The organism is Tardiphaga sp. (assembly GCF_028290785.1).
Lineage (GTDB): Bacteria > Pseudomonadota > Alphaproteobacteria > Rhizobiales > Xanthobacteraceae > Tardiphaga.
The window spans coordinates 1-24,585 of the sequence record NZ_JAQGJD010000324.1 but is presented as its reverse complement, the minus strand read 5'-3'; the positions used below and the strand labels follow the sequence as shown (position 1 = coordinate 24,585).

At 65.3% G+C, this 24,585-nt stretch carries 24 protein-coding genes and 1 pseudogene; 13 read left to right on the top strand and 12 right to left on the bottom strand.

Annotated features, from left to right (window positions below; genetic code table 11):
* Positions 1-44: 44 nt before the first annotated feature.
* The 4 genes from JWR89_RS20500 to JWR89_RS20485 all read right to left on the bottom strand — a co-directional run bounded on the left by JWR89_RS20500 (position 45) and on the right by JWR89_RS20485 (position 2,382).
* Positions 45-803 carry a Crp/Fnr family transcriptional regulator gene (locus tag JWR89_RS20500; protein ID WP_299719530.1) on the bottom strand — a complete coding sequence of 253 codons (759 nt, stop codon included), beginning with the start codon at positions 801-803 and terminating at the stop codon, positions 45-47.
* Positions 804-988: 185 nt separating this feature from the next.
* Entirely contained in the window at positions 989-1,360 is a 372-nt protein-coding gene (locus JWR89_RS20495; RefSeq protein ID WP_299719592.1) for a response regulator, read from the bottom strand.
* A gap of 185 nt (positions 1,361-1,545) precedes the next feature.
* Positions 1,546-1,716, bottom strand: coding sequence for a hypothetical protein (locus JWR89_RS20490; RefSeq protein ID WP_299719527.1), 171 nt, complete (start codon positions 1,714-1,716; stop codon positions 1,546-1,548).
* 114 nt (positions 1,717-1,830) lie between these two features.
* Complete coding sequence (locus JWR89_RS20485; RefSeq protein WP_299719525.1) at positions 1,831-2,382, bottom strand: hypothetical protein; 552 nt, start codon at positions 2,380-2,382, stop codon at positions 1,831-1,833.
* Positions 2,383-2,542: 160 nt separating this feature from the next.
* Here JWR89_RS20485 and queE point away from each other — a divergent pair, with 160 nt between their 5' ends.
* From queE to JWR89_RS20465, 4 genes are all read left to right on the top strand, one after another.
* A complete protein-coding gene (gene queE / locus JWR89_RS20480; RefSeq protein WP_299719523.1) occupies positions 2,543-3,175 on the top strand; it encodes a 7-carboxy-7-deazaguanine synthase in 633 nt (210 codons plus the stop codon).
* Positions 3,176-3,205: 30 nt separating this feature from the next.
* Positions 3,206-3,571: a 6-carboxytetrahydropterin synthase gene (locus tag JWR89_RS20475; protein WP_299719520.1), complete on the top strand. Its 366-nt coding sequence runs from the start codon at positions 3,206-3,208 to the stop codon at positions 3,569-3,571.
* A 21-nt stretch (positions 3,572-3,592) separates the two neighbouring features.
* Complete coding sequence (locus JWR89_RS20470) at positions 3,593-4,321, top strand: aspartate/glutamate racemase family protein (RefSeq protein ID WP_299719518.1); 729 nt, start codon at positions 3,593-3,595, stop codon at positions 4,319-4,321.
* Between the two features lie 91 nt (positions 4,322-4,412).
* Positions 4,413-4,613 (top strand): DUF2158 domain-containing protein, encoded by a 201-nt coding sequence (locus JWR89_RS20465; protein ID WP_299719516.1) that lies wholly within the window; start codon positions 4,413-4,415, stop codon positions 4,611-4,613.
* 161 nt (positions 4,614-4,774) lie between these two features.
* Here JWR89_RS20465 and JWR89_RS20460 read toward each other — a convergent pair whose 3' ends face one another.
* Positions 4,775-5,941, bottom strand: coding sequence for an ABC transporter substrate-binding protein (locus JWR89_RS20460; RefSeq protein ID WP_299719515.1), 1,167 nt, complete (start codon positions 5,939-5,941; stop codon positions 4,775-4,777).
* 294 nt (positions 5,942-6,235) lie between these two features.
* Between JWR89_RS20460 and JWR89_RS20455 the strand changes: the two genes are divergently transcribed.
* A complete protein-coding gene (locus JWR89_RS20455; protein ID WP_299719513.1) occupies positions 6,236-8,674 on the top strand; it encodes an EAL domain-containing protein in 2,439 nt (812 codons plus the stop codon).
* A gap of 48 nt (positions 8,675-8,722) precedes the next feature.
* Here JWR89_RS20455 and JWR89_RS20450 read toward each other — a convergent pair whose 3' ends face one another.
* Genes JWR89_RS20450 through JWR89_RS20435 form a run of 4 tightly spaced genes read right to left on the bottom strand, consistent with a single transcriptional unit; the run spans position 8,723 to position 11,524 of the window.
* Positions 8,723-9,985 (bottom strand): CCA tRNA nucleotidyltransferase, encoded by a 1,263-nt coding sequence (locus tag JWR89_RS20450; RefSeq protein WP_299719511.1) that lies wholly within the window; start codon positions 9,983-9,985, stop codon positions 8,723-8,725.
* Positions 9,982-10,245 carry a DUF6111 family protein gene (locus tag JWR89_RS20445; protein WP_299719509.1) on the bottom strand — a complete coding sequence of 88 codons (264 nt, stop codon included), beginning with the start codon at positions 10,243-10,245 and terminating at the stop codon, positions 9,982-9,984. The genes JWR89_RS20450 and JWR89_RS20445 overlap by 4 nt, the downstream gene beginning before the upstream one ends.
* Positions 10,242-10,907 (bottom strand): CoA pyrophosphatase, encoded by a 666-nt coding sequence (locus tag JWR89_RS20440; RefSeq protein ID WP_299719507.1) that lies wholly within the window; start codon positions 10,905-10,907, stop codon positions 10,242-10,244. Before JWR89_RS20440 ends, JWR89_RS20445 begins: the two co-directional genes overlap by 4 nt.
* 8 nt (positions 10,908-10,915) lie before the next feature.
* Entirely contained in the window at positions 10,916-11,524 is a 609-nt protein-coding gene (locus JWR89_RS20435) for a DUF1285 domain-containing protein (RefSeq protein ID WP_299719505.1), read from the bottom strand.
* A 222-nt stretch (positions 11,525-11,746) separates the two neighbouring features.
* Between JWR89_RS20435 and JWR89_RS20430 the strand changes: the two genes are divergently transcribed.
* The 7 genes from JWR89_RS20430 to JWR89_RS20400 all read left to right on the top strand — a co-directional run bounded on the left by JWR89_RS20430 (position 11,747) and on the right by JWR89_RS20400 (position 21,865).
* On the top strand, positions 11,747-12,751 hold the full coding sequence (locus JWR89_RS20430) for a MoxR family ATPase (RefSeq protein ID WP_299719504.1): 1,005 nt from the start codon (positions 11,747-11,749) through the stop codon (positions 12,749-12,751).
* The gene (locus JWR89_RS20425; RefSeq protein ID WP_299719501.1) at positions 12,751-13,695 is read left to right on the top strand and encodes a DUF58 domain-containing protein; all 945 of its coding nucleotides are present in this window, start codon (positions 12,751-12,753) and stop codon (positions 13,693-13,695) included. The genes JWR89_RS20430 and JWR89_RS20425 overlap by 1 nt, the downstream gene beginning before the upstream one ends.
* Positions 13,692-16,508: a DUF4159 domain-containing protein gene (locus tag JWR89_RS20420; RefSeq protein ID WP_299719499.1), complete on the top strand. Its 2,817-nt coding sequence runs from the start codon at positions 13,692-13,694 to the stop codon at positions 16,506-16,508. The genes JWR89_RS20425 and JWR89_RS20420 overlap by 4 nt, the downstream gene beginning before the upstream one ends.
* The gene (locus tag JWR89_RS20415; protein ID WP_299719497.1) at positions 16,508-16,669 is read left to right on the top strand and encodes a hypothetical protein; all 162 of its coding nucleotides are present in this window, start codon (positions 16,508-16,510) and stop codon (positions 16,667-16,669) included. Before JWR89_RS20420 ends, JWR89_RS20415 begins: the two co-directional genes overlap by 1 nt.
* Positions 16,669-18,732, top strand: a complete 2,064-nt coding sequence (locus tag JWR89_RS20410; protein WP_299719495.1) for a hypothetical protein — start codon at positions 16,669-16,671, stop codon at positions 18,730-18,732. Before JWR89_RS20415 ends, JWR89_RS20410 begins: the two co-directional genes overlap by 1 nt.
* A 299-nt stretch (positions 18,733-19,031) precedes the next feature.
* Positions 19,032-19,394 (top strand): DUF2946 family protein, encoded by a 363-nt coding sequence (locus JWR89_RS20405; protein WP_299719493.1) that lies wholly within the window; start codon positions 19,032-19,034, stop codon positions 19,392-19,394.
* 122 nt (positions 19,395-19,516) lie between these two features.
* Complete coding sequence (locus JWR89_RS20400; protein WP_299719491.1) at positions 19,517-21,865, top strand: TonB-dependent receptor; 2,349 nt, start codon at positions 19,517-19,519, stop codon at positions 21,863-21,865.
* Positions 21,866-22,014: 149 nt separating this feature from the next.
* On the opposite strand, the gene JWR89_RS20395 is transcribed toward JWR89_RS20400, so the two are convergent.
* Both JWR89_RS20395 and JWR89_RS20390 read right to left on the bottom strand, forming a co-directional pair.
* Positions 22,015-22,527, bottom strand: a complete 513-nt coding sequence (locus JWR89_RS20395; protein ID WP_299719489.1) for an N-acetyltransferase — start codon at positions 22,525-22,527, stop codon at positions 22,015-22,017.
* 50 nt (positions 22,528-22,577) lie between these two features.
* Positions 22,578-23,066: an NUDIX domain-containing protein gene (locus tag JWR89_RS20390; RefSeq protein ID WP_299719590.1), complete on the bottom strand. Its 489-nt coding sequence runs from the start codon at positions 23,064-23,066 to the stop codon at positions 22,578-22,580.
* Positions 23,067-23,203: 137 nt separating this feature from the next.
* Between JWR89_RS20390 and JWR89_RS20385 the strand changes: the two genes are divergently transcribed.
* Positions 23,204-24,088 (top strand): metallophosphoesterase, encoded by an 885-nt coding sequence (locus JWR89_RS20385; RefSeq protein ID WP_299719487.1) that lies wholly within the window; start codon positions 23,204-23,206, stop codon positions 24,086-24,088.
* Positions 24,089-24,226: 138 nt separating this feature from the next.
* Here the strand turns inward: JWR89_RS20385 and JWR89_RS20380 are convergent.
* Positions 24,227-24,585: pseudogene (locus tag JWR89_RS20380) on the bottom strand (hypothetical protein); the annotation flags it as partial.

Sequence of the window (24,585 nt, the reverse complement as noted above, 5' to 3'; positions counted from 1 at the left end):
TGGCGAGTCCCATGAATCTTTCCCTGAGAATCTTTGCCTGCACCCTATGGCCGCGCACCGTCGCTGGCCCTTGAATCGACAACGACGGACTGCCGTCCGAGCGTGGCGGATTGATCGATCAGCGACTGATAGCATTCGCAGGTCAGCGCCTCGAGCCCGGGGCGGTCGATGATTTGAATGATGCCGCGTGTGAACGAGATGATGCCGTCCCTCTGCAGCTTGCCGGCCACTTCCGTCACCGAGGTGCGGCGCACCCCCAGCATCTCCGACAGCAACTCCTGGGTCAGCGCCACTGTGTTGCTTTCGGCACGGTCGGCCGATTGCAGCAGCCAGCGACAGAATCGCTCATCCACCGGATGCAGGGCGTTGCAGGCGGCGGTGACCCGCGCCTGGGTCAGCAACACCTCGTTGTAGCGAATGCAGGCATGTTCGATACTCTTGCTGGCCGCCACGGCGTGCCGAAAGCGCGCCGCGCTGATCTTGCTGGCACTCATCGGCAACTGCACGACGGCGCGCACCATCGAAGTGTAGAGCCCCAGTCCGGCCATGGCGCCGACCACGCCTTCGCGGCCGACGGTGGCGGTCTCGATGGCCTTGCCGTTCTGCATCACGGCCAGCAACGAGACCATCCCACTATGCGGGAAGTAGACGTGCTCGACCTCCTCGCCAGCTTCATAAAGCACCGTCCCCTGCTTCATCGCCACGACGGCAGAGTGATGGGTGATCAGGCCAAGCGACTCGACCGAAAGCCTGGCGAGCAAGTGATTATGATTTGAGCCGTGAAACGAGGGAAGTACGGTCATGGTGCTCTCCGGCACGAGGCGGGAGCACTAAACTCTCTGTCACCGATAACTGCCTAGGGCGTGCGGTGATGTCTAACCTTATACGCCTCATATGTCGGAGAAGCGACGTAATTCGGGCGAGGCAGTCGCGCCTCTTCTCGTCGCCACAATCGGCCGTTGGCGGCAGCCAATGTCGGTGGCAGAACTTATGCCGCCATCTCACGCATGGCGGCGATGATCTCACGGGAGTTGTAGGGCTTTTGAAAAAACCGGCTTCGCTCGGGAAGGTCCTGCTGATCGACGGCGCGATGGCCGGACACGATGATGATCTCGATGGGCGGCCAACGACCGCGAATCGCCGCAGCGAGCTTCATACCGTCCATGGAACCGGGCATGTCGATGTCGGTGAACACCATACGAATGTCGGTCCGCGCTTCCAACATTACCACAGCCTCATCGGCGTTGGCGGCGCATAAAGCCTGGAAGCCGGCGTCCTCGACCAGATCGACCGCCATCAGCCGCAGCAACGGTTCGTCTTCGACGACCAGGACGATTTGTTTGTCAGCCAAGCGTGCCACGTTCACCGCCATATTCGACCAGGGCAATCGGCGCGTGAGATTAAACGCGGAAACCTGCAGGGTCGTAACACTTATCGACGCCCCCTGTTCCCGGTAGCGCCACGTGAACGAGTCTTTTCCCCAGCCGCCTTCGCCAAGGTGCTTAACGCGGTCTCGATGTCACGCACATCCACCGCCGCTGCGCGTCAGTCCGTTTTTGCCCTCGGCGGGCCTTCCAGCTCTCGCACCCGCGCCTCCAGCTCATCGACCAGACCATGGATGCGGTGGACCGTTTCGCTGTCAGTGGTTAGCCGCGCCAGGACCCGGTATTTCGCAATCTTCTCGCGTAATTCCGCGATGTTGTCGTTCTGCTCCATTCTCGCACTCCTCGCCCGTAAGAACGAGGAGGCCCCTGAATGGTTGCGCGTTCAAAGGATTTGTCTCCATCGCGTGAACGACTTACGGGCTTTCACTCCAGGCGGCCGCGGGCTTCAGCGACCGCTCGCGACGCGGGTCGCGACATAGTCCTTGCCCTTGGCCGTGAAGGTCTCCCGGATGACAAAGCCATCGGCGGGTGACATCGGCCCGATCGGTACCGGGCCGGTCGGCATGATGAGGGTGGCGTTGCTGCCCACGAAGATCAGCAGGTGTCGCCGCTCCTGCAGCAGCCGTTCCGACCAGGCTTTCAAACCTGACAGATACGGCTCCTTCTGCCACGCAAACGGCGAACCGGGATCGACCTGGCCGTAGATGAAGCGGGTGGCCGGATAGACAGAGAAAACGATCTTGGAGATTTCCGGCTTCCAATCCGGCGCCATCGCCTCGTCCTGGATCCAGACGCAATCAAAGGCGCGGCATTGCTGCGGACGGTCGTCGTAGATCTTGCAGCCCTGCGCAATCGCGCAATGCGGACACCATTTGCCGGCCAGTTTGGCGAGATCGTCGATGCGGTAGACCTTGCAGCACATGGTACAGGTGCCGCAGCTGCGCGCGCTGGCGGTCGGTGTGGATGCGGTGATCAAGGGCGGTTGAACGGACGACATGAGGCCTGCGACAAGTTGACGGTCGAGCTTTGGCCCCCACGGCGTACCGGCGCAATCGATTCCGTCATCACGAAAACGCGAGCACAGGCTGTATACGTCGCGGCCATGGTATTGCCGCCGGCGCTGCGCTAGACCGTGCGCCAATCATTGAGTGGATGCGGTGAGTTACGCGGTAAAAGAGATCTTTCTGACCCTGCAGGGCGAAGGTGCCTATGCCGGGCGAGCATCGGTATTCTGTCGGTTCACCGGCTGCAACCTGTGGACCGGGCGCGAGCCGGACCGCGCCACGGCGACCTGCCAGTTCTGCGACACCGACTTCGTCGGCATGGACGGCACGCTGGGCGGACGTTACGCCACCGCTGACAAGCTCGCCGAGACCATCGCCGCGCAATGGGTGGGATCGGCCGCCAACCGCTATGTGGTGTTGACCGGCGGCGAACCGCTGCTGCAGGTCGATACCGCTTTGGTCGAGGCGCTGCATCGCCACGGCTTCAGCATCGGCGTCGAGACCAACGGCACCGTGGCGCCGCCGGACGGTATCGACTGGCTCTGCGTCAGTCCCAAGGCCGGCGCGGAATTGACGGTGAAGGGCGGTCACGAGCTCAAGCTGGTCTATCCGCAACCGCTGGCGATGCCGGAGCAGTTCGCCGGCCTGCCGTTCGAACGGTTCTCGCTACAGCCGATGGACGGGCCGGACGCGCGGGAGAACACGGCGCAGGCGGTGGAATACTGCCTGCGCCATCCGCAATGGCGGCTGAGCGTGCAGACGCACAAGACGCTGGGCATTCGATAGAACTTGATATTCGACAGGACGACACGACCGATGTGGGAACTAACAAAATCGTTTCGCTTCGAGGCGGCGCATGCGCTGCCCGGCACAACCTTGGGCGACGCCAGCCAGGAGATCCACGGCCATTCGTTCCGCGCCGAGGTGACGATTCGCGGCACGCCGGATCCGGCCAGCGGCATGGTGCTCGACCTCGGCCTGCTCGACCGCCACATGGCCGCGGTGCAGAAGACCCTCGACCACAAGTATCTCAACAACGTCGAGGCGCTGGGCCCCCCGACGCTGGAAAACCTGTCGCGCTTCATCTGGGAGCGCGTCGGCCATGCCGACCGGCTGGTCCGCGTCGGCGTTTTCCGCGACAGTTGCAACGAGAGCTGCACCTATTTCGGCCCGCAGGGCTAGGGCCGACCGAAGGAACGCGACGTGCGCATCCTGCTGATCAATCCCAACACCACCGAGAGCGTCACCGATCTGGTTGCGCGGCATGTGGCCGGCATCGCCGGGGATGCCGCCACGTTCGTGCCGGTTACCGGGGCGTTCGGTGCGCGTTACATCTCCACCCGGGCTTCGGCCGCGATCGCCGGCCACGCTGCGCTCGATGCGCTTGCGAAACACGGCGACGGCTGCGACGCGGTCTATCTCGCCTGCTTCGGCGATCCCGGGCTGCTGGCGCTTCGAGAGATCGCAAGCGTTCCGGTGGTCGGCATGGCCGAAGCATCTTGTCTCGAAGCCTGCAGGCGCGGCCGGCGTTTCGCCATCGTCACCGGCGGCGCCCTGTGGGAGCCGATGCTGACCGAATTCGTCGCCACCATGGGGTTGGCCGATCGCCTCGCCGCGGTACGCGCCATCGCGCCGACCGGCGGCGAGATTGCCGAAAATCCCGACGCCGCACTGGCGCAGCTTGCTGCCGCATGCACCGCCTGCGCGACGAACGATGGCGCCGAGGTCGTGATCCTGGGCGGCGCCGCGCTGGCCGGCCTCGCGGCACGAATACAACCGAATGTACCGGTGCCCGTGCTGTGCTCGGTGGAAGTCGGCACCCGCGCGGCGATCGCCGCGGCCGCCGCGCCGTTTCAGCGCCCTGCGCTACCGCCCGCACTAAACAGCGTCGGGCTCAGCGACAGCCTCGCTAAATCGCTCGGACAGGCGTAGAAGCCGACCCTTGCGCCGCTGCTTCTGTGATCGCCCTGTCATGACAGGGCGATAAGACGTCGGCTCGCATCAACCCCTTAAGGATACGAAGATGGAATTGAAATCAGGCGACGTCGCCATGCTGAAATCAGGCGGTCATCCGATGACCGTGGCCGAAGTCAACGGCGACTCGGTGGTCTGCGTGTGGATGGGCGACGAAGGCGACCTGTTCCGCGAGACGCTGCCGCTGGCCGTGCTCGAACTGGCGCTGCTCGCATCGGACGACGAAGAGGAAGAAGAAGACGAGGATTGATCCTCGCTTCCGCGAACCCGCCTCTCTCCGCTTGCGCGGGGAGAGGTCGGATTGCGGTAATATCAGCCTTCGGTTGAGGGGCAACCAGAGAGTTCTCGACTCCCCTTACCCCAGCTCAGGGCGTGAACTCCATAGACGGCCGAAGCGCAGTCGATCTTCACTCACAATTTCTCAACTGCCTTGAACGAGCCATCCGGCTGAATGACGGTAAGAAAAACCTTGGCCGGGGCGTCGTGCGTCTGCGGCCCGAACGTCATGATGTTTCCGCTGATGTCGAATCGGCCGATGCTGTTGATGAGCTGCAGCAAGCCCGCGCGCGTCGGGTTCGGCCCGCTCATTTCCAGAGCCGCCGCCACCAGGCGGCCGGAAAGATATCCCTCCAGCGACACAAATTCCGGCTTCAGATCGGGATCGAGCGCTTTTGCGGCGGCCTGATATTCGGCGACGACCTTCACCGAAGCATCCCATGGAAAAGGCACGACCTGCGAAACGATAACGCCGTTGCCCTCCGCACCGAGCTCTCTCGCCAGCGCGTTGGCGCCGACGAAAGAGATATTGACGAAAGTCGGGTTGAAGCCGCCCTTGTGTGCGAGCTTGATGAACTCGGCGCAGGGCCCGTACGTTCCGACCATGACGACCGCCTCCGGCTCCGCGCGTTTGAGCGTACGCAGGGCGCCGCTGACGGCTTTGGTATTGCGCTCGAACGTGCCTTCGGCGCTCAGCTCCATGCCGCGTTTTTCCAGGGCGCGCTTGACCCCGGCCAGCCCATCGCGGCCGAAGGAATCGTCCTGATAGAATATCGCGATATTTTTGAAATGAAGATCTTCGGTCAGGTGCTTGATCCAGGCCTCAGCCTCGGCTCCGTAGCTCGCGCGGATATTGACGACGTTGGATAACTCCGGCGCGCGGAGGAATTCAGCTCCAGTGAAGGGGCCAATGAAGGGGACATTCGCGGCTGCTGAAATGGGAACGGTGGCGGTCGCCGTCGGCGTGCCCACGGCGCCGATCAGCGCGAAGACCCGATCCTCTTCGATCAGCTTTTTGGTCTGCGCAATCGAGCGGTCGGGATCGTAGCCATCGTCCCGGCTGACCAGCTTGAGCTTGCGACCATGAATGCCGCCCTTGGCGTTGATCTCCGCAAAGGCCGCGAGGATCCCTTGCCGCATGCCCTGGCCGAGTGCCGACGACGGCCCCGCGAGCACAGCCGCCTGACCGAACAGGATCGAGTCAGAACTGACACCAATCTCGCCGGCCTCGGCATGAAGCGGATTCGCGACGGCGAACCAGATGAACAGGCTGATAACAATCCTACGGTGCAGTCGGCGCATGGCAACATTCCTGCGGGATGAAGAAGTCATCCACGGCGGGGGGCACCATATCGTCGCGATATGAAAAGCTCGCTAATCCTTCGACGCTTTATCGATGCTTCCGGGAACTACCCATGCCCATGCAGCCAAGAAGGTTGCCCACTACCGATCGCACTGGATTCGTTAACCGAACCGTCCGAACTAAGCTGCATTTCTCGCGACATTTGAGCATTTGTTTCAATTCTATGGCCGATCATTCGCCGATGGCGGGGCCGCGGTTCGGCGGCCGCTTTGCGGATCGAACGAAAGACGACGATGAGCGACCAAGACCAGCACAGCGATAGCCGGGGAGACCAGATCGAGCGGCGGAGAATCTCCGGAGCGCAGTCAGGGATATACCGGCCAGCGCTGGTCGCGGCTGCCGTTGGCGTTCTTCTGTCGCTGGCCGCCGCCTATGCGATAGCCCAGTGGGAAGAGCGGGTTGCCAAAGTTGAGTTCGAGGGCGTGGCCGAGACCCAGGCGATCATCCTGCAAAACGGCATGAACGAGTACACCAGCCGGCTGGTTGCTCTGCGCGCGCTGTTCGAATCCTCCAACGAGGAAATTACCCGTAGCGAGTTCGAAACGTTTAGCGCGCGCCTGTTCGAACAGCATCGGGGCATCCTTCGTATCGGCTGGATTCCCAAGATTAACCGAAAAGAACGAGCGGAATACGAGGCTGCCGCGATCAGCGATGGAGTTTCGGGCTACCAGATCAAATCGCTCGGTGCGGACGGCAGCATTGCGACGGCCCCCCAGAGCAACGAATATTTCCCGGTCTTCTTTTCCAACGAACCAAAGACCTCCAGGGTTTACGGGCTGGATTATTCGACGGACCCGGCGCGCCGGGCTCTGTTGGAGCGGGCACGGGACAATGATCAGATCACGGCGTTGCGCGCACAACTATACGAAGTGAAAAACGGAATCCGCAGCTTCGCCGTGATGATCTGCTTACCGGTGTATGTGAAAGGCACTTCGCGCACCACCGCTGTCGATCGGCGGCGCAATCTGGCCGGTTTTGTCGTCGGGATATTCAATCTGCCGCAACTGCTGCAGACGATCCGCACCGCGACAGCGGCGACTCCCGCTATTGACGTCAGCGTCTATGCGCCCGGCACGAACCACATCGCGGGACGGAAAGATCTACCGCTTCCCGATTTTGCCTCGGAGCGCCAGATACCTCGATCGAGATCGACCTTTGCAAAGGGCCAGGAGTGGGCGGGCACGCTCAGGATCGGTGACACCAGCTGGCCGGTACAGGCCACCCCTGCCGTCAATGGCCGACTGATCACGCACTACGACCGCTCCCTGACCGTACTCGCGGCCGGCATCGTCATCACGATATTCCTCGCCGTGTATCTCAGTCTCGCAAGCCGCAACTCGCGTCAGCTCGCACTGGCGAACCGGCGCGTTCTGGAAATCGCGCAGACCGACATCCTGACCGGAGTTCCGAATAGGGCGTATTTCCTCGAACAGCTGGAAGCGCTCAACTCGCACGGTCGCGGTCGCAAGGGGACGTTTTCAATCCTCATGCTCGATCTCGATCGGTTCAAGAACGTCAACGACTCGCTTGGTCACGCCGCCGGCGACGCCTTGCTTCGGCAGGTGGCGGATCGCCTGAGATCCACGCTGCGGGGCACCGACGTGCTGGCGCGTTTTGGAGGCGACGAATTCGCCATCATTCAACCGGGCCGCAACGATCAGAAAGCCGGCTCGATCGATCTGGCGAACCGAATTTCGAAACTCATCGCCGCGCCGTTCCTGGTCCAGGGGCATCGCGTGGAAATCGGCACCAGTATAGGGATTGCGATGGCGCCGGAGCACGGCAACGATGAAGCGCAGCTGCTGAAAAAGGCCGACCTTGCGCTGTATCGATCGAAGTCGGCGGGCCGGAATTGCCTGACCCTCTATGATGAAGCAATGTGCGCGGAGCTGGAGGCGCGCAACACCCTGGAAAGTGACTTGCGGGACGCCATCGCGATGTGCCAGTTCGAGGTGCATTACCAGCCGTTCTTCGACGTCCAGACCGGCGATCGGAGAGGCATGGAAGCTCTCGTCCGCTGGCGCCATCCGACCAGAGGACTGATCCCACCCGACCAGTTCATCCCGCTGGCCGAGGAGACCGGGCTCATTGTCCCGCTTGGCGAATGGGTGCTCAGGCAAGCCTGCGACGACGCGACATTTTGGCCGGCAGACGTCAGGGTCGCCGTGAACCTGTCGCCGGTGCAGTTCAAGCAGGCCGAGCTGTTCGATGTCGTCCAGTCCGCACTGCGGAATTCGGGCTTGCCGCCGGAGCGGCTGGAACTTGAGCTCACTGAATCCGTCCTGCTGGAACGAGCGGACGAAAATCATGCTTTCATGGAGAAACTCAAGAGCATCGGAATTTCACTGGCCCTTGACGACTTCGGCACGGGATATTCGTCCCTCAGCTGCCTGACGGCATTCCCATTCGACAAGATCAAGATCGACAAGTCGTTCATCGGTAGTTTGAACAAGCGCCAGAAGAGTTCGGCGATCATATCGTCGGTTGTGACGCTCGCATGCGGTCTGGACATGTCGGTCACCGCTGAAGGCGTGGAGACGCCCGAACAACTCGAGATGCTGAGAACGCTCGGGGTCAATTACGCTCAGGGCTACCTGCTCGGTCGGCCGGCGCCAATTGCCAGCCTGCACGAGCCGTCACGATCCCGTCGTTCGCGCCAGGATGCGGCTTAACGTCGGCGCCACGGGCTGCCAACTCAAGCGAAGAACCGGCGAAGGCTGCTAATCGCCTGATCGCTGCTCGCTGCCGAACCGCGCCACGATCTGATCCGCGATCGCCTGCACGGCCTCCGGCTCCAGCGGAAAATCCTGGGCCAGCCAGGCATCCTCCGCCAGCGCGATGACGTGGCCGAGCCCCGGTCCCTTGGCAATGCCGCGCGCCATGAAATCCGCCGCCTTGAGCGGAAACACCGGCGCTTGCCAACGGTCCGGCAATGTCACCAGCGTCCGCCATGGCTGCGGATCGGCGCCGAGCCCGGCCCGCGTCCAGGCCAGCATCATCCGATTGCGGTAGCGATCGACGCCGAGCCGGTACAACCGGCGCCGCGCAATCGCCTCGTCCATGCCCGCGAGACGCCACCAGCGATGGCCCATGGAGTCCAGCGCCTTGGCCTCCGCATTGGTGAGCCGCAGCCGCTGCGCCAGCCGCTTGGCATCTTCGGTGACGGCGACGCCGAGCGCGCCGAGCCGCAGCACCGCGTCGGGCCTTCGTCCAAGCGCCGCTTCCGCCGCGATCATCGCCGCCAGCGGACCTGTATAGGGGACGCCACCGAAGATCTGCAGCAGCAAGCCGCCATCCACCATCGCCACCACGGCCGCGAGCGCGCCTTCCGCGACCAGCAGCTTCAGCATTTCCATCCGGACCCGCTCGGCGGACAGGCCGGCAAGGCCGATGCGGCCGCGGATGCAGGCCAGATAACCGTCGCGGTCCGGTTCGCCGGCGCCATAGGCGGCGTGGATGCGGAAGAACCGCAGCACGCGCAGATAATCCTCGGCAATGCGGCGGTCGGGATCGCCGATGAAGCGCACGCGCCTGCGCTCGACGTCGATGAGCCCGCCGACATGATCGTGCACGACGCCGTCGGCCGACACCGAAAGCCCGTTGATGGTGAAGTCGCGGCGCTCGGCGTCGCGCGCCCAGTCGCGGCCGAATGCGACTTTGGCCTTGCGGCCGAAGGTCTCGACGTCCTCGCGCAGCGTGGTGACCTCGAACGGATGGCCGTCCACCACCAGCGTGACCGTGCCATGCTCGATGCCGGTCGGCACGCTCTTGATGCCGACGGCTTTGGCGCGGCGCACGACTTCGTCGGGTAATGCGGTGGTGGCGATATCGAGATCGCCCACAGGCACCCGCATCAGCGTATTGCGCACCGCGCCACCGATCACACGGGCTTCCTCGCCATCGCCGTTGAGCAGTGCCAGCACTTTTGCCGCGGGGCCGGAGGTCAGCCACGGCGCATCGTCGAGCACGCGCACGTCGCTCATTTCTCGACTCCGGGAACTAGCCGCCCGTTCTCGATGTGCGCGGGAATGTAGGTCGAACTCGGCGGCGCGCCGGAGAATTGCGCCAGCAGCACCAGGCTGAGGACCACCAGCAGCAGGGCAGCGATCGCCAGCCGGCCGAGCACATGCAGCGGCCAGGACGATTGCACCGTTACGCCGCTGTTGCTGGCGAGCAGGAACAGCGCATAGAGCGCGAACGGAATCAGAAAGATGCCGATTTCAGTGAAGACCGGCCGGATCATGGCAGGCAAATCCGTTCATACAATACGCGCAGGATTCCCGCGGTCGCGCCCCAGATGTAGCGTTCGGCAAACGGCATCGCATAATAGGAACGCTCGATGCCGCGGAATTCCTTGCTGTGCAGCTGATGGTTGGCGGGGTCCATCAGGAACGCCAGCGGCACCTCGAAAGCGCTTTCGACTTCGTTCTCGTTGATCGCGAGCGTGAAGCCGGGCTTGACCCGCGCCACCGTCGGCAGGATGCGAAAGCCGAAGGCGGTGCCGTAGAGATCGAGATAGCCGATCGGCTCGACGAACGAGCGATCGAGGCCGACCTCCTCCTCCGCCTCGCGCAAGGCAGCATCGAGCGGCGAGGCGTCTGACGCGTCGATCTTGCCGCCCGGAAACGAGATCTGCCCGGCATGGTCGTTGAGATGCGCGGCACGTTGCGTCAGCAGCACGGTGGGATGCTCGTGTTCGATCACCGCAATCAGCACCGCCGCGGGACGGATCGGACGCTCGGTGGCAACGATCTGTAGCATGCGGTCGTTACCTGCATCGCCGGACATCGGCACGATGCTGGCGTCGGCGAGACCTTCAGGCACGACAAAATTCAGCCGCGCGTGGGCCCGCTTGAAAAATTCGCCAGAGCCGATATTCGCGGCGGCCGCATCCGTCTTCAGCATCGGCCCGTTCAAGGCGCTTCCCTCATCTGCTCCGCGTCCGCCATGGCAAAGAATTCCCCGGCGGAGACGATGCCGAACATCGGCTTACCATCGACCACCCGCTCCTCGCCCATGTCAACCAGATCGTAATAGAGCGCCCGCGTCACCTTGGCCCACAAATCGGCGCGGACATGCAGGTAGGGCATCAGTCCACCATCGTCCGCTACCTCGAATCGCAGCCGGTGATCGGCATCGCAATCGACCCAGTCATCGACATTGGTGCGAAAGCGCAGCACGGAGCCGCGCGAATCCTGCTCCTTGAGCATCTCGACCGCGAGAAACGGGGCGTCGTCGACGACGATGCCGACCTTCTCGACCGGGGTCACGAGAAAGTGCTTGCCGTCCTCCCGCTTCAGAATGGTGGAGAACAGCCGCACCAGTGCTGGCCGGCCGATCGGCGTCCCTAGGTAAAACCAGGTGCCGTCACTGGCAATTCGCATGTCGAGATCGCCGCAGAACGGCGGATTCCACAAATGCACCGGCGGCAGCCCCTTGGCTTTACCGCCGGCAGCGGCGTCCTTGGCGGCGGTGGTCAACCCATCGAGGCCGCTGGTCGCGATCTGCCCTTGCTTCGCCATGGTTATCCCTGAGTTTGTCGTATCGATCTGGCACGATTGGTGCACGTCCCCAAGCCATGTGGCGTTCTGTCCAAATCGCCATACCGTGATGCAGTTCATAGCCCGCATCGTAATAAGGTGGGGATAGTTTAATTCAACAAAACCATGACCTTCGCTACAGATTAGCATGAGGTTCATGGCATGACGACGCCCGCAGGCGGCGTTTACACGAAGGAGCTGACGATGGCTGGCGCAGACAGTGTCGAGAAACTCGAAGACGTGATTGTCCGCTCGGCCGAGCAGGTCGCTGGCCAGATGCGTGCCGCCAAGGAGGCGATCTCCACCGTCATCTTCGGCCAGGAGAAAGTCGTCGAGAATACGCTGGTGACGATCCTGTCCGGCGGCCACGCGCTGCTGATCGGCGTTCCCGGCCTCGCCAAGACCAAGCTGGTCGAAACCCTCGGCGTCACCCTCGGCCTCGATGCCAAGCGCATCCAGTTCACACCGGATTTGATGCCCTCCGATATTCTCGGCGCCGAAGTGCTCGACGAGAGTGTGGCCGGCAAGCGTTCGTTCCGCTTCATCGCCGGTCCCGTGTTCGCGCAGTTGCTGATGGCCGACGAGATCAACCGCGCCAGCCCGCGCACGCAATCCGCGCTGCTGCAGGCGATGCAGGAGCAGCACATCACAGTGGCCGGCGCGCGGCACGATTTGCCGAAGCCGTTCCATGTGCTGGCGACGCAGAACCCGCTGGAACAGGAAGGCACCTATCCGCTGCCGGAAGCGCAGCTCGACCGCTTCCTGATGGAAATCGACGTCGATTATCCCGACCGCGACGCCGAGCGCCGCATCCTGTTCGAGACCACCGGCGCCGACGAGACCATCGCGAAAGCCGCGATCACCTCCGACGTGTTGATTACCGCGCAGCGGCTGGTGCGACGTTTGCCGGTCGGCGATAGCGTGGTCGAGGCGATCCTGACGTTGGTGCGCTCGGCGCGCCCCGGCCCGGATGCCGGCGATGCCTCGAAGCTGATCGCGTGGGGCCCCGGCCCGCGCGCCAGCCAGTCCTTGATGCTCGCAGTGCGCGCCAAGGCGCTGCTCGACGGCCGCCTCGCGCCGTCGATCGACGACGTGCTCGATCTCGCCGAGCCGATCCTCAAGCACCGCATGGCGCTGACCTTCTCGGCGCGCGCCGAGGGCCGCACCATTCCCGACGTGATCCGTCAGCTCAAGTCGCGGATCAGTTGATGGCCGCAGCGCCGGACCACGCCACCCAGGAGATTCTTGCAGTCCGCCGCGCCGATGGCGAAAGCCGTTCGCTTGCGGCGTCATTGCCGCGCCTGGTGCTGGAGGCCCGTCGCATCGCCGCCACCGTGATCCATGGGTTGCACGGCCGTCGCCGCGCCGGCCATGGCGAAAGCTTCTGGCAGTACCGCCGCTTCGTGTCCGGCGAGCCATCGCAGAACGTCGACTGGCGCCGCTCGGCGCGCGACGACCATCTGTATGTCCGCGAGCAGGAGTGGGAGGCCGCGCATACCGTGTGGCTGTGGCCGGACCGCTCGCTGTCGATGGCGTTCGCGTCGAAGGGCGCGCTGAACAGCAAGCTGGAGCGCGCGCTGATCGTCACCTTCGCGCTGGCCGAACTGCTGGTGGCCGGCGGCGAGCGCGTCGGCGTGCCAGGCCTGATGAACCCCACCGCCAGCCGCAGCGTGATCGACAAGATGGCTCAGGCAATGCTGCATGACACAGCGACCCGCGACAGCCTGCCGCCGACCTTCGTGCCTTCCGCGCTGGCCGAAATCGTCGTGCTGGGCGATTTCTGGTCGCCGATTTCCGAGATCAAGACCATGCTCGCCGCCCTGTCTTCCAACGGCGCGCATGGCACGCTGGTGCAGATCGTCGATCCCGCGGAAGAGAGCTTCCCCTATTCCGGCCGCGTCGAGTTCATCGAGCCGGAAAGCGGCAACATGATCACCGCCGGTCGCGCCGAGAAATGGGCCGTCGACTACACTGCGCGGGTCGCCGCCCATCGCGACGAGATCCGCGCCGAGACCGGCAAGCTCGGCTGGCTCTTTTCGACCCATACCACCACGCGGTCCGCCGCGGAGCTACTATTGTTCCTGCACGGCGGGATGATGGTCAGCAAATCCGCCGGAGGCGGCATCACAGTCAAGGCGGGACGTTCAGCATGATGGGCGCTTTCCCCCTCGCCTTCGCCGAACCGTTGCTGCTGCTCGGCCTCGTCAGCCTGCCGGTGCTGTGGTGGCTGCTGCGGGTGATGCCGCCGCGGCCGCAGCGCGTCGCGTTTCCGCCGACAAGGCTGCTGTTCGAGATCGCTCCAAAGGAAGAGACCCCGTCGCGTTCGCCGTGGTGGCTGACGCTGCTGCGCCTGCTGGCCGCGGCCCTGATCATTTTCGCCGCCGCCGGTCCGATCTGGAATCCACAAACCGGCGCCACCGCCAGCAAGGCGCCTTTGGTGATCCTGCTCGATGACGGCTGGTCGGCCGCCTCATCCTGGGATGCACGGATCAAGGCCGCCGACGAGTTGATCGCCAATGCCGATAGCGATCGCCGCGGCGTCGCCCTGGTGCCGCTGTCGGAGCCGACCCGCGACATCACCATTTTGCCGGGCGGCACCGCGCGCGTGGCGCTGCGTCAGTTGTCTCCAAAGCCCTATGCCATCGAGCGCGTCGAGACGCTGCCGGCGCTGGAGCGCTTCCTGAAAGCCACCGGCGACAGCGAGCTGGTGTGGCTGTCCGACGGCGTCGATACCGGCCGCGGCAGCGAATTCACGCAAGGCCTGAGCAAAACCATCGGCGACCGCGCGCTGACCATCTATGACGGCGGCGCGGCGCCCGCCCATGCTTTGGTCGCGGCCGAAAATGCCGCGGCGAAGATGACGGTGAAGGTGCTGCGCGCCTCCGGCGGCGGCATCGATACGGGCGTGGTGCGCGGGCTCGACCAGAAGGGCTCGCCGATTGGCGAAGCGCCGTTCAGTTTCGCGCCGGCCGACCGCGAGACCGAAGCCTCGTTCGACCTGCCGGTGGAATTGCGCAACGACATCGCGCGGCTGGAAATCGCGGGCGAGCGTTCTGCCGGCGCGGTTCAACTTCTCGACAAGCGCTGGCGCCGCCGCGCCATCGGCATCGTGTCCGGCGCAACCAGCGACACCGCGCAACCGCTGCTCGCCTCGACCTTTTATCTCACCCGCGCGCTGGCGCCGTTCGCCGACGTGCGGCTCGGTGACCGCGGCGCGCCGCAGCAGGCCATCACCCAATTTCTGGACCAGAAGCTGCCGATGATCGTGCTCGCCGATGTCGGCACGCTGTCGCCGGAAATCCGTGAGCGCATTAACGCCTGGATCGAACAGGGCGGCGTGCTGGTGCGCTTCGCCGGACCGCGGCTGGCGCAAGGCGATGACGATCTGGTGCCGGTGAAACTGCGCCGCGGCGGCCGCAGCCTCGGCGGCAGCCTGACCTGGGAAAAGCCGCAGCATCTAGCGTCTTTCACCGCCGACGGCCCATTTGCCGGCCTGCCGGTGCCGCAGGACATCACCATCACCCGGCAGGTGCTGGCCGAGCCCGACGCCGCTCTGGCAAGCCGGACCTGGGCCTCGCTGGTCGATGGCACGCCGCTGGTCACCGGCGAGCGCCGCGGCAAGGGACTGGTCACGCTGTTCCACGTCAGTGCCGACATGCGCTGGTCCGACCTGCCATTGTCTGGCACCTTCGTCGAGATGCTCAGACGAATTGTCGATATGTCCGGCTATACCTCAACGCCCGGCGCGGGCGTCGCCGGCGAGACCGGCGCCGAGACAGTGGCGCCGCTGCGCACGCTCGACGGCTTTGGTGCGTTCGGCCCGCCGCCCTCGACGGCCAAGCCGCTGCCCGCCGATTTCCGCGACCGCGCCGGCCTCGACCATCCGCCCGGCTTCTACGGCCCTGCCGACGGCCCGCTCGCCGTCAACGCACTGGCCGCCGCCGACCGCATTGCGCCGCTCGATACGTCGGCGCTGAAGGCGCGCCACGCCAGCTACACCAATGCCGAACCTCGCGACCTGCGCGGCATCCTGCTGTCCACCGCGCTGCTGCTGTTCCTGATCGATGCCGTCATCGTGGCGCTGCTCGGCGGCGGCATGGCCGCGCTGCTGCGGCGGCGCACGGTGCCGGCGGCGCTGGCGATCATGCTCGCACTGGGCACCGTAACGGGATCGTACTCGCCGGCGCGCGCGGATGCGGCCTCCGACGACTTCGCCATCAAGGCCGTCGCGCAGACGCGCCTCGCTTACGTCATCACGGGCAATGCCGACGTCGACTCCATCGTCAAATCCGGCCTGACGGGATTGACGCTGTTTCTGGCGCAGCGCACCGCGCTGGAAGCCGGCGAGCCGGTCGGCATCGATCCGGCCAGAGACGAGCTGTCGTTCTTCCCGCTGATCTACTGGCCGATCATTCCCGGCGCCGCCAAGCCGCCGCAGGACGCCATCAACCGCATCGACGCCTACATGAAACAGGGCGGCACCGTTTTGTTCGACACCCGCGACGCCATCGAGGCGCCGCCCGGACCGAACGGCGAGTCGCAGACGCCGGGCATGCTGACCTTGCGCAACATTCTGTCGTCGCTCGACGTGCCCGAGCTGGAGCCGGTGCCGCGCGAACACGTGCTGACCAAGACGTTCTATCTGCTGCGCGACTTCCCGGGCCGCTTCAACTCCGGACCGACCTGGGTCGAGACGCTGCCGCGCGACGACGGCGATGACGCCGCCTCGCGCCCGGCCCGCGGCGGCGACGGCGTGTCGCCGATCATCATCACCTCGAACGATCTCGCTGGCGCCTGGGCGATGCGGCCCGACGGCCAGCCGATGCTGCCGCTGACGCCCGGCGAACCGCGCCAGCGCGAATTCGCCTTCCGCGCCGGCGTCAACATCGTGATGTACACGCTGACCGGCAACTACAAGGCCGACCAGGTGCATGCGCCCGCGCTGATCGAACGGCTGGGGCAATGATGCGCAAGAATTTCACAGAGGCCGTCATCCTGAGGAGCGAGCGCAGCGAGCCTCGAAGGACGGCGGCCGCGCGCGCTGAACATGCATCCTTCGAGGCGCGCAAGCGCCTGCACCTCATGATGACGGTTGAATGTGTCGTCGGGCCGAAGGGCATCGCGTAATGCAATACGGCATCGTTTTCACACCGCTCATCCCGACGCTATTCCTGTGGGTCGCGCTCGCGGCCATCGTAGTCATCGGCATCGTGCTGCTGATTGGCAAGCCTCGCGGCGCGCTGGTGCGTGTGGCGGCGTTGGCGCTGATCCTGCTGGCGCTGGCCAATCCTTCGTTCACCCGGGAGGAGCGCGAACCGCTGACCTCGGTGGCGGCGGTCGTGATCGACAAGAGCCCAAGCCAGAATTTTGGCCAACGCAGCAACGAAACCGCCGAGGCGCAGAAGCAGCTCGTCGATCGGCTGAAGCAGGTCAAAGGCCTCGAAGTTCGCGTCGTCGAGGCCGGCCAGGCTGACGGCGAGACCGACGGCACAAAATTGTTCGGCGCGCTGTCCTCCGCGTTGTCCGACGTGCCGACCGACCGCGTCGCCGGCGCCTTCCTGATCACCGACGGCCGCGTCCACGACATTCCGGCCAACATGGCCGCGCTCGGCTTCACCGCGCCGGTACATGCGCTGATCACCGGCCGCAAGGACGAGCGCGACCGCCGCATCGCCGTTACCGCCGCGCCGCGCTTCGGCATCGTCGGGCAGTCGCAGAAGGTCACCTTTCGGCTCGACGACCAGGGCGTCACGGGCGAGCGTGCCCGGGTGGTGATCCGCCGCGACGGCGACACCATCAACGAGCGCACGGTATTGAGCGGCCAGACCGTCAGTATCGATATCGACATCAAGCATGCCGGGCCGAACATCGTCGAGATCGAGGCCTCGCCGCTGGAGAACGAACTGACGCTGGTCAACAACCGCGCCGTGGTGGCCATCGACGGCGTGCGCGATAAGCTGCGCGTGCTGCTGGTGTCCGGCGAGCCGCATTCCGGCGAGCGCACCTGGCGCAACCTGTTGAAGTCCGACGCCTCCATCGACCTTGTGCATTTCACCATCCTGCGACCGCCGGAAAAGCAGGACGGCACGCCGATCAACGAACTGTCGCTGATCGCGTTTCCGACCCGCGAGCTGTTCCAGCAGAAGATCAACGAATTCCAGTTGATCATCTTCGATCGCTACGCCCGCCAGGGCGTGCTGCCGATCGCCTATTTCGACAATATCGCGCGCTATGTGCGCGCCGGCGGCGCCGTGCTGGTGTCGGCCGGGCCGGACTACGCCTCTACCACGTCAATCTGGCGCACGCCGCTGGATTCGGTGCTGCCGGCCGAGCCGGTCGGCGTTACCGAAAAGCCGTTCTATGCGCATCTCAGCGACGTCGGCAAACGCCATCCGGTCACCCGCGGCCTCGAAGGCGGCGCGTCGGAGCCGCCGAAGTGGAGCCGCTTCTTCCGCACCGTGGAGACCCGCAACACCACGACGCCGCCGGTGATGACCGGCGCCGACGGCAAGCCGTTGCTGCTGCTGTCGCGATCCGGCGAAGGCCGCGTCGCATTGCTGCTGTCGGATCACATCTGGCTGTGGGCCAGGGGCTATGAGGGCGGCGGGCCGCATCTCGATCTTCTCAGACGGATGTCGCACTGGCTGATGAAGCAGCCGGACCTCGACGAGGAAGCGCTGAAGCTCTCGAGCGCCGGCAAGGATCTGGTGGTACAGCGCCAGACCATGGGCGACACCGTGGCGCCGGTCACCGTCACCTCACCGTCCGGCAAGACCCGCGAACTCACGCTGGCCGCCGGCGAGCCCGGCCTGTGGCGCGCCGCCACCCCGGCCGACGAACTTGGCCTGTGGCAGGCCACCGACGGCACGCTGAAGGCGCTGATCAATGTCGGCCCGATCAACCCGAAGGAGTTTTCGGAAGTCACCTCGACCACAGAGACGTTGCGCCCGCTGGCTCAGGCCACCGGCGGCGACGCCCGCCGCATCAACGAGGGCAACGGCGTCGAGGTGCCGCGCATCGTGCCGATCCGCGCCTCCACGATCTTCCGCGGCGACGGCTGGATGGGCGTCCACATGCGCGACGCCAGCGTGGTCCGCGGCGTCGGCGTGCTGCCTATGTTCGCCGGACTGATCGGATTGCTGCTGCTGTTGGGGGCCTTTGCGGCGACGTGGCTGCGGGAGAGCCGCTAAGGCTGCTCGCGCACGCGGCTTCGCCCACACTCCATCTCATGGTGAGGAGCGCGCCCTTGCGCGCGTCTCGAACCATGGCGTGTGCCGCCATCCTTCGAGACGCGGCCAAGAGGCCGCTCCTCAGGATGAGGGAGAGTGTGTGGTAGCGTGGCGATAATCACACAGCCCCGCGGCTATGGACGGACGCGGGCGCTCGCCCGTTCGCCAGCCGTTGACACTCCGCCCCTCCCGCGCGATGTTATATTATAACATCGGCCGCGGCGAAGATCGCTTCCCGCCCGATGGAGGCTTGGGTCGGCATGAAGTGGTTTCGCACACATATTCAGACGGGATCGCGGCTGGCGCTGTTGGCGCTGGCGATCCAGATGGTGCTGTCGTTCGGGCACTTTCACGCCGACAACGCGCAGGCGGCATCGGTCGATTCGACCATCGAGTCGGTCCAGCTCCCGGCGAGTCCCCACCACGCGCCGCACCCGCATCCCGCCGATAGCTGCGCGATCTGCGCCGTCATGGCGCAAGCGAGCGCGGTGCTGCTCGCCACGCCGCCGGTGCTGCAACTGCCCCAGGCCGCGGAATTTCTCTATCGCGTCACCCGTGCCGAGTTTTTCCATCTCGACGCCTTCAACGTCGCGTTCCAGCCGCGCGCGCCTCCGCTCTCCTGACATCGATTGCTTGCTGATCGCTGCCTCCCGCAGCGGCTCCCAAACATTCGACCTGCTCCGCGCAGGTCCCGGTTCGAAGCGACCCGCATCAGGGTCGCCGCCGGTCCAGTCAGGATACAACCATGCCCTTCCGTTACACCCGCGCCGTGCTGCTCGGCGGCTCCGCCCTTGTCGTTTTTAGCCAGTCGGCTTTCTCGCAAACCGCGGCGCCCACCGAACTGCCGGCGATTTCCGTGACCGCGCCAAGCCCCATCGTGCGACGAAAGCCCGCGCCGTCCCGCACGCCCGCCCGCCTCTCCCGCGCCACACCCGGCCGCAACGCCGGCACGCCGCCGCCACAAACCGCCGCAGCCCCGGCGCCGCAGCAGGGCGTGACGCCGATCGTGACCGACCAGTTCGCTACCGTCACCGTGGTGCCGCATGAGGAAATCGTCCGCGCCGGCGGCGCGACGCTGGGCGACCTGTTGTTCGCCAAGCCCGGCATCACCGGCTCCAGCTTTGCGCCGGGCGCCTCGAGCCGGCCGATCATCCGCGGCCTCGACGTCAACCGCGTCGGCATCGTCGAAAACGGCATGAGCGCCGGCGGCGCGTCTGATCTCGGCGAGGACCATTTCGTCCCGGTCGATCCCTTGGCCACCAACCAGATCGAAGTGGTGCGCGGCCCCGCCGCCTTGCGTTACGGATCGACCTCGATCGGCGGCGTGGTGTCGGCCTCCAACAACCGGATTCCCGACGCGCTGCCGTCCTGCGCCGTGGCGCCGTTCCAGACTTATGGCATGGCGGTGAAGGCGCCGGCTGCCAACCTTGGCCAGCCGTCCTGCATGACGGCGGAAACCCGCACCTCGATCAGCTCGGCGGATCGCGGCATCGACGGCGGTATCCTGCTCGACGCCGGCGGCGGCAATTTTGCGGTTCACGCCGACGTCTACGGCCGCAAGGCCACCGACTACAGCATCCCGGGCAACCCCTATCTCGCCGATCCCGCGCGTGGCGTGAGCGAACGACAACCGAATTCGGCAGCGCAGACCGATGGCGCCTCGATCGGTGGTTCCTACATTTTCGACGGCGGCTTCATCGGCGCGGCCATCACGCAGAACGACGCGCTGTATCATATCCCCGGCATCGACGGCGCCGATCACCAGACCCGGATCGACGCGCATCAGACCAAGATCACGGCCAAGGGCGAGTATCGTCCGGATTCCGCGGCCATCGAGGCGATCCGGTTCTGGGCCGGCGCCACCGACTATCGCCACAACGAGATCGGCCTCGCCGACATCAACGATCCGACCACCGACGGCGTGCGCCAGACCTTCACCAACAAGGAGCAGGAAGCCCGCGTCGAGGTGCAGCTAATGCCCTTCAACGCCCGCTTCGCTACCGTGACGACGGCCTTCGGCCTGCAGGGCGGCCATCAGGAATTGACCGCGCCGAGCCCGGACGATCCGGGCGCGCTGTATAACGGGCTGTGGAATCCGAACCACAATTCGCGCATCGCCGGCTATGTGTTCAACGAGCTGAAGTTCAGCGACACCACCAAGGTGCAGGTCGCCGGCCGGATCGAGCATGTCGCGTTGAGCGGCTCGACGCCTGACTTCCCGGCGGACTTTCTGCCCGACGGCAGTGCGCAGACCAGCATCGGGCGCAATCCGTCCTACACGCCGATGAGCGGCAGCGTCGGCCTGATCCAGGCGCTGCCGGGCGAACTCGTGGCCTCCATCACCGGGCAATATACCGAGCGCGCGCCGAAGCCCGCCGAGCTGTTTTCGCGCGGCGCCCATGACGCCACCGCGACTTTTGACATCGGCAACCCGAACCTCACGCTGGAGACCGCGAAGTCCGTGGAGATCGGACTGCGCAAGGCCACCGGCCCGGTGCGGTTCGAAGCCACCGCCTACTACACCAAGTTCGACAACTTCATCTACCGCCGGCTCACGGGCGTGATGTGCGGCGAGGATTTTGCGTCGTGCGGCAATGGCGATCCCGGCAATGAAGGCCGCCAGGCGGTATACTCGCAGCGCGACGCCACCTTCTTCGGCGCCGAATTCCAGAGCCAGTTCGACGTCGGGCGTTTCTACGGCGGCACCTGGGGCATCGAGGACCAGTTCGACGTGGTCCGCGCCACGTTCTCGGACGGCAGCAACGTGCCGCGCATCCCGCCGATGCGCGCCGGCGGCGGATTGTTCTGGCGCGACAGCAACTGGCTGACCCGCATCAACCTGCTGCACGCCTTTGCGCAGAACGATATCGCCACCATCGGCGAGACGCCGACCGCGGGCTACAACCTGCTGAAGGCCGAGATCAGCTACAATACCAAGCTGGATCCGCGCACCTTCGGCGCGAAGGAGATGACGCTCGGATTGGTCGGCAACAACCTGCTCAACGAGAACATCCGCAGCGCGTCGTCCTACAACAAGGACGAGGTGCTATTGCCAGGCGCAAGCGTGCGAGCGTTTGCGAATTTGAAGTTCTGACGCTGCAGGCTCTTGCCCCGGACGCGATGCGATACGAAGTATCGCATCGCAGAGCCGGGGCTGTCGCGGGCGCTGGCGCCTGATACGGTCCCGGCTCTGCGGAGCAGCGCTACGCGCTGCGCCGCGTCCGGGACAAGTCAGAGTTTGAACTACTTCGCCGCGTTCCAGTCCGGGCGAATCGCGCCGGCGATACCGTCCGATGCGCCTTCGACCAGTTCCAGCACCAACAACCGCTTCTGATCGACCGGACCGGGCATGGTCACCGTCCCCTTGGGAATCATCTTGAAGCCGACGCGGCTGTAATAGGGTTCGTCGCCGACCAGCACGATGAGCCGGTTGCCCTGCTTGCGGGCGTCGCCAATGGCACGGTCGAGCAGTGCACGGCCGACGCCGCGGCTGCGGAACGGCGGCTCCACCGTGAGCGGACCGAGCAGCAGCGCCGGGGTATCGCCGATGCAGATCGGCAACTGCCGGACCGAGCCGACCAGCAGCGTGCCGATCCGGGCGGTGAACGACAGCGCCAGCAGGTGGCTGACGTGCTCGCGCAACCGGTAGGCTGACAGCACGTAGCGGCCGGGGCCGAAGGTGCGGGCGTGCAGCCGCTCGATGATCTGGGCGTCGTTGGCGGTTTCCGCCAGAATGGTCAGGGAGAGATCAGTCATGTCGGGGGCGGGATAGCATCTGGCGACGTTGCGGTCCATCGCCGGACCGATCAGCCGCGCCAGGTGGCAATGACCGGCCGGCCGTCGAGCACTTCGGCGAGCCGCAGCCGTGTGCCCTCGGTGGTGTCCGGCGGCAGCGCATCCAGCGCGAAAAAGCCGGATTCGGCGATCTCGCGATTCGGGTCGGGCGGGCGATCCTGACGAAACTGCCGGACGATATAGACCGCGACATGGTCGCGGGGCGAGACGTGGCTGTTGAGGAAAACGCCGTGCAGCACGGGTTCGCCCAGCACTTCGATACGGCCCTCCTCGATCAGTTCGCGTGCCATCGCCTCGCGAAACGTCTGGCCGACTTCGACCCCGCCGCCGGGCAGGTACCAGCCGCTGACATAGGTATGGCGGACCAGGAAGACGCGGTTGTCGGCATCCAGCACCACGGCGCGGACGCCAAGCGTCATGCCGCGGGCAAAGCGGAAATACAGGTGGATGACTTTTCGCAAATACGGCTCGAGCCGTTGCCGCAGCGTCGGTTGGGTCATCGCGGCGGGCGTCCTGATCTGGCTGGCGGCTGCATCCTTGCGTAACATCCCCCACCTTGCCAAAACATTGAAGGATTTCACAGGGATGGTGCGGACGTGATCAGACTGATCGAGACTCGAAGCGCCGGCCGGGCCCGATGACGGCGTTCACCCTCGCGCATCTGTCGGATCCGCACATTCCACCGTTGCCCGCGCCAGATATCGGCGAATTGCTGGGCAAGCGCATGCTCGGCTATCTCAACTGGACCCGCAACCGCCATCGCATCCACCGTCGCGAGGTGCTCGATGCCCTCGTTGCCGATCTGCGGGCGCAGCATCCCGACCACATCGCGGTCACCGGCGACCTCGTCAACCTGGCGCTGGCGGCGGAGTTCGCGCCGGCGCGCGCGTGGCTGGAAAGCGTAGGGCCGCCCGACCATGTCACGCTGGTGCCGGGCAACCACGACGCCTATGTGCGCGGCGCGCGGCAGCGCTTCGCCGATACTTTCGGCGACTACATGCACGGCGACGCTGGGGTCGCCGGCGACTTTCCGTTCCTGCAGCGCCGCGGACCGCTGGCGCTGATCGGCGTCTCCACCGCGGTGCCGACCGCGCCGTTCATGGCCACCGGCACGCTCGGGCAGACGCAGATCGATGCACTGGATCGCCTGCTGGCGGGGGTGGCCGGCCAGCAACTGTTTCGCGTACTGCTGATCCACCACCCGTTGCGTTCAAAACATTCGCACAAGCGGCTGACGGATTCGGACGCGCTGCAGGCCGTGCTGAAACGCCACGGCGTCGAGTTGATCCTGCACGGCCACGATCACATTCATTCGACCATGTGGTTCGAGGGCCCAATCGGCCGCATCCCCGCGGTCGGCGTCCCCTCGGCGTCGTCGATCGCTCACGGGCACAAGCCGGCGGCGGCGTATAATCTGTTTGCTATTACGCGCGAGAACGATGCGTGGCGGTGCGAGCAGCGGGTGCGCGGATTTGGCGACGGGCTGGACGTCCGAGAGTTGCAGTGCGCTACACTGCTCTAACGCTTGTCATTCCGGGATGCGCTTCAGGCGGCGAAGCCGGCTGGAGTGCAGACCCGGAATCCCGCGATGTTCAGCCATTACTGGATTCCGGGTTCGCTCGCAGCTAGCGCTGCGCGCGCCCCGGAATGACAGTGAACCTTAATGAGCTCTTAGCGCCACGAATAGCGCCGCGCCGAACAGCGCCAGCGCGCCGACAATCACGCCCAGCACGAACGGCCAGAACCGGCCGCGCTGTTTCTGCTCGACCACCGGCGCCGGAGCCGAGACCAGCGCATGCTCGCGCTCGATCATGCGCCGAGCAATGTAGTCGGTGACGGCCTTCACGACCGTCGCGACATCATGCGATTCCGCGAGCACCACCCGACCGAAGCGGGTGTCCTGGACGAAGCGGTAGATCCGCTTGTCGCGTCCCATCCCCACATGGGCGACCATGTCGATCCACAGCCGCGGCGTGTCGCCCTGGCTGATGCCGCGGTCGAACATCTCGACCCTGGGCG

Coding starts and splice junctions, on each gene's coding strand:
- JWR89_RS20500 (WP_299719530.1), bottom strand. CDS start 803: ATGACCGTACTTCCCTCGTTTCACGGCTCAAATCATAATCACTTGCTC.
- JWR89_RS20490 (WP_299719527.1), bottom strand. CDS start 1,716: ATGGAGCAGAACGACAACATCGCGGAATTACGCGAGAAGATTGCGAAA.
- JWR89_RS20485 (WP_299719525.1), bottom strand. CDS start 2,382: ATGTCGTCCGTTCAACCGCCCTTGATCACCGCATCCACACCGACCGCC.
- JWR89_RS20475 (WP_299719520.1), top strand. CDS start 3,206: ATGTGGGAACTAACAAAATCGTTTCGCTTCGAGGCGGCGCATGCGCTG.
- JWR89_RS20465 (WP_299719516.1), top strand. CDS start 4,413: ATGGAATTGAAATCAGGCGACGTCGCCATGCTGAAATCAGGCGGTCAT.
- JWR89_RS20460 (WP_299719515.1), bottom strand. CDS start 5,941: ATGCGCCGACTGCACCGTAGGATTGTTATCAGCCTGTTCATCTGGTTC.
- JWR89_RS20455 (WP_299719513.1), top strand. CDS start 6,236: ATGAGCGACCAAGACCAGCACAGCGATAGCCGGGGAGACCAGATCGAG.
- JWR89_RS20450 (WP_299719511.1), bottom strand. CDS start 9,985: ATGAGCGACGTGCGCGTGCTCGACGATGCGCCGTGGCTGACCTCCGGC.
- JWR89_RS20445 (WP_299719509.1), bottom strand. CDS start 10,245: ATGATCCGGCCGGTCTTCACTGAAATCGGCATCTTTCTGATTCCGTTC.
- JWR89_RS20440 (WP_299719507.1), bottom strand. CDS start 10,907: ATGCTGAAGACGGATGCGGCCGCCGCGAATATCGGCTCTGGCGAATTT.
- JWR89_RS20435 (WP_299719505.1), bottom strand. CDS start 11,524: ATGGCGAAGCAAGGGCAGATCGCGACCAGCGGCCTCGATGGGTTGACC.
- JWR89_RS20430 (WP_299719504.1), top strand. CDS start 11,747: ATGGCTGGCGCAGACAGTGTCGAGAAACTCGAAGACGTGATTGTCCGC.
- JWR89_RS20425 (WP_299719501.1), top strand. CDS start 12,751: ATGGCCGCAGCGCCGGACCACGCCACCCAGGAGATTCTTGCAGTCCGC.
- JWR89_RS20420 (WP_299719499.1), top strand. CDS start 13,692: ATGATGGGCGCTTTCCCCCTCGCCTTCGCCGAACCGTTGCTGCTGCTC.
- JWR89_RS20415 (WP_299719497.1), top strand. CDS start 16,508: ATGCGCAAGAATTTCACAGAGGCCGTCATCCTGAGGAGCGAGCGCAGC.
- JWR89_RS20410 (WP_299719495.1), top strand. CDS start 16,669: ATGCAATACGGCATCGTTTTCACACCGCTCATCCCGACGCTATTCCTG.
- JWR89_RS20405 (WP_299719493.1), top strand. CDS start 19,032: ATGAAGTGGTTTCGCACACATATTCAGACGGGATCGCGGCTGGCGCTG.
- JWR89_RS20400 (WP_299719491.1), top strand. CDS start 19,517: ATGCCCTTCCGTTACACCCGCGCCGTGCTGCTCGGCGGCTCCGCCCTT.
- JWR89_RS20395 (WP_299719489.1), bottom strand. CDS start 22,527: ATGACTGATCTCTCCCTGACCATTCTGGCGGAAACCGCCAACGACGCC.
- JWR89_RS20390 (WP_299719590.1), bottom strand. CDS start 23,066: ATGACCCAACCGACGCTGCGGCAACGGCTCGAGCCGTATTTGCGAAAA.
- JWR89_RS20385 (WP_299719487.1), top strand. CDS start 23,204: ATGACGGCGTTCACCCTCGCGCATCTGTCGGATCCGCACATTCCACCG.